At 33.8% G+C, this 3493-nt stretch carries 2 protein-coding genes; one reads left to right on the top strand and one right to left on the bottom strand.

Annotated features, from left to right (window positions below; translation table 11 throughout):
- Positions 1 to 422 precede the first annotated feature (422 nt).
- Entirely contained in the window at positions 423 to 2627 is a 2205-nt protein-coding gene (locus GSM_RS13455) for a glycoside hydrolase domain-containing protein (RefSeq protein ID WP_003690893.1), read from the top strand.
- Here GSM_RS13455 and GSM_RS13450 read toward each other — a convergent pair.
- Positions 2624 to 3190 carry a hypothetical protein gene (locus GSM_RS13450; RefSeq protein WP_003690894.1) on the bottom strand — a complete coding sequence of 189 codons (567 nt, stop codon included), beginning with the start codon at positions 3188 to 3190 and terminating at the stop codon, positions 2624 to 2626. The genes GSM_RS13455 and GSM_RS13450 overlap by 4 nt on opposite strands.
- Between the last annotated feature and the right edge of the window lie 303 nt (positions 3191 to 3493).

Raw genomic sequence — 3493 nt, 5'->3', positions numbered from 1 at the left:
TTATAAGTTAACGACTTAGTTTTTCACAATATAAATAAAATAATAAGATAATCAAACTTTATCTTAGAGCAATGATAGTGACCTTATTCCGTTTTTGGAGGAGGTCGCTATTTTAGTTTACGGTAATAATCGGCAGTATATTTTGGAGCAATAATTAATTTTTTTTGAATTATTAAAATGACCGTACTTTATACTCTAATTTTAGGTATTGCCAGTATTTAGTTGAATAACTGACTATTCCGTTTATTGAAGCAACTTGTGAATTGAATTTTATGTTTTTGTTTAAAATAATAGTTTCAGAATACGATTGTCAAAAAAAGAGTAAGAGAATTTTTTTGTAATTTATACGAACATATGTTTGATTGAAGCGATTTTAGGGTTTACGATAATGACACTCTTAATTAAGAAAGGAAGTTTTAAAGATGGATCAAATGGTATTAGAAACACAACAATGGTTAAATAAAACGTATGGAGGAGTCAGTGGCTTTGGTAGTGTAACAGAAGATGGACTTACTGGCTGGGGGACAGTTTATGGGTTAACAAGGGCGTTACAACATGAACTTGGTATTACAGGCTTGGTCAATAATTTTGGACCAACAAGTAAACAACTATTCAATAATATCGCAAGTACGATTGTAGTTGGTTATACAGGAAATATTGCGTATATTATTCAAGGTGGATTTTGGTGTAAGGGAATCACACCAGGAGAATTTGATGGTAAGTTCTCAGCTGATACGGCTTCTGCAGTGACTACAATGAAAACAAAGGCAGGACTTGCGGATACAAGTAGCTCAGTAGATGGTAATTTTATGGCAGCTTTGTTAAATATGAGTTCTTTTGATTTACTAGCGGCTGGTGATGCCAAAGTTCGCGAAATGCAACAACAATTGAATCATGATTATTTAGCGTATACAGGAATCTTGCCATGTGATGGAATTTACCAGCGAGATACTAATTCAGCTTTGATTTATGCGTTGCAGGCAGAAGAAAAGATAAGTACAAGTGTTGCGACAGGTGCTTATGGTGCAACCACTAAAAAAGATACACCAACTGTCAAAGAAGGAACAACAAATAATTTCGTTAGAATCTTGCAATGGGGATTGTATGTAAATAATAAAGCATATACGGGTGCATTTGATGGTGTCTATGATTCTGCAGTTGTTGTAGCGGTCAAGGAATTTGAAGAAACAATGGCATTAGATTCTACAGATGGAACCAGTGCAGGTGTAGATATCTTTATGAGTTTATTGACTTCAGCGGGTAATCCAGATCGTTCCGCAATCGCTTGTGATACCTCATATCAATTAAATGCAACGAGAGTTGCGACTTTAAAAAATGCAGGTTACAGCATTGTTGGTCGTTATTTAACAGGAACTGTAGGTTCCGGTACGAGTGAGCGAGCAAAAAATTTAACAACAGATGAAATTACTGCCATTACAACCGGGGGATTAAAGATTTTTCCAATCTATCAAGATGGGGCTTCAGACAAAGAAGCGTACTTTACGGCAGCCCAAGGTAAAACTGATGGGACAAAAGCAGTATATGCTGCACAAGATTTAGGATTTAAAGAAGGAGTAGTCATCTACTTTGCAGTTGATGCGGATATTCAAGCTGGAGATATTGCAGGATCAGCAAAGGTTTATTTTGAAGCTCTGTATGATATTGTAACTTCGTATGGCTATGAGGTTGGGATTTATGGAACTAGAAATGTTTCCGCAACTATTATTTCAGCAGGATTGGCAACCAAGGCCTTTATTTCGGATATGTCGACAGGATATTCCGGAAATCTTGGATATTCAATACCAGATGAATGGGCATTTGATCAATTCTCAGAGATCTCCATCGGAGACTTTGCGATTGATAAGGACGCGACAACAAGTGCGAGAGAAACTGCAACAGGTAGTTTTGGTGTCGGAGGAGAAAGCGGTTATGGAAATGCAGAAGATTTAGCAAAGATTAATACAATTATTGACGCTTTAAGTCAGCAGAAAGATTTTTCATATTTAAGTGGTTTAAAGATTGAGAAAACAAGTAAAGAATACGAAATTCCGGGTTTTGCTGTTGACTTTTACGTACAGGTTAAATTTGAAGCATCAGTTTCAGAGCCAGGTGATAATGTTGGTGTAGTTTATAATGTGTCAAATGGTAAGTTTGAGTCAGACTTTACGGATACCATAGCCGGAGTTGTGGCATTAAGTGATGAGATAAATAAAGAGGATATCAATTCAGCACTGACTGAATTGTCCTCTTTAATCAATAACGGTCAAATTTGGGTAGAGCCGGTTACTAAGGGCAGCGATGCAGGAATAGCTTTGCATATTAAATCAACTTTTGACCATACACTCGACAGTGGCGAAACTATTGAACTAGAATATGAAATAATTATTGATGAGATATTCCATAAGATTGAAGTTGTTCCGACAGGTGTTCCAAACACTACAGCAAATGATTATAATAGTTTATTTCCAAATGGGATTAAAGAATTTGTAGGATTCTCAATAGTAGCTGGTTTAGCAACTGGAGGAATTTATTATGTTGTTACGGCTGTTGGAGCAACAGCTGCTGTGGTTACTACAAGTATTTTAGCATTGATAGCATTACTAAAGAATAATGATACTGGTGTTTAGAATCTTAAAATTATTTTCAAAAGTGTACAACAAATCATAGCTATGTTTAGAAATTGAAAGGCATATAATGTGTTAAAAGTCTTTTTTTCTATAACTGGTAATAATTTAGAATCAAATTCTGAAATCAATTTGGAAAGTGATGTATTATTTTTTAAACTTTTGCTTTTAAGAGAGAAATTGGCTATGCTTTTTTTCAAATAAAGATAGTATATTGGGAGTAGAAGAGCAGCAGCTATAAAACAAAGAAGTAAGGTATATACAAAATACTGGGAAGTTTTAAAATTGAAATAGGCGAGTAAAACCAACGTTGGAATCATATTTAGTATAACTATTAAAGGTAACAATTTGGCTGGGTTATAAGTGACGATTGAAAGTAATTGGCTGATATCTTCATCATTATTAGAGTTATCTTTTTTGAACTTGACAGTTAGCTGATTAAACTTCAACATCATTTCTTTTAATTCTTTTTGTAGATGGGTCATTTTAAATAAAAGGATAAAGAAAAAAATGGCACACATGCCCGAAATGGCTAATAATAAAATAGTAAGTTGATTTGTATCCAATTAAAATACCTCCAATGCTGTGTTTGTTAAGTATATCAAAAATAATATATTTTTGTAACATTTTTTAATGTGACACAAAGTAAAGTGATTAAATGCTTTGCCCGTAAAAGTAAGTTTTTAAGGGTTCTGTATAATTGCTAGCAAATGCATGGAACTGATAATTACTTTAGCGTTTAAATAGTAAGTTCCGAATCTTTAAATATATATTATTATCTTGGAACTCAATTCTGAATTGGGTTCTTTTTTTATTTACCACAATTACAGGATAAGTTTAACAGGAATAAATTAATCCTTGAGTATATG

This window comes from Liquorilactobacillus mali KCTC 3596 = DSM 20444, assembly GCF_000260415.1.
GTDB lineage: Bacteria > Bacillota > Bacilli > Lactobacillales > Lactobacillaceae > Liquorilactobacillus > Liquorilactobacillus mali.
Note: the sequence above shows the minus strand (reverse complement) of the source record. Positions and strands in the feature narration are given on the sequence as shown.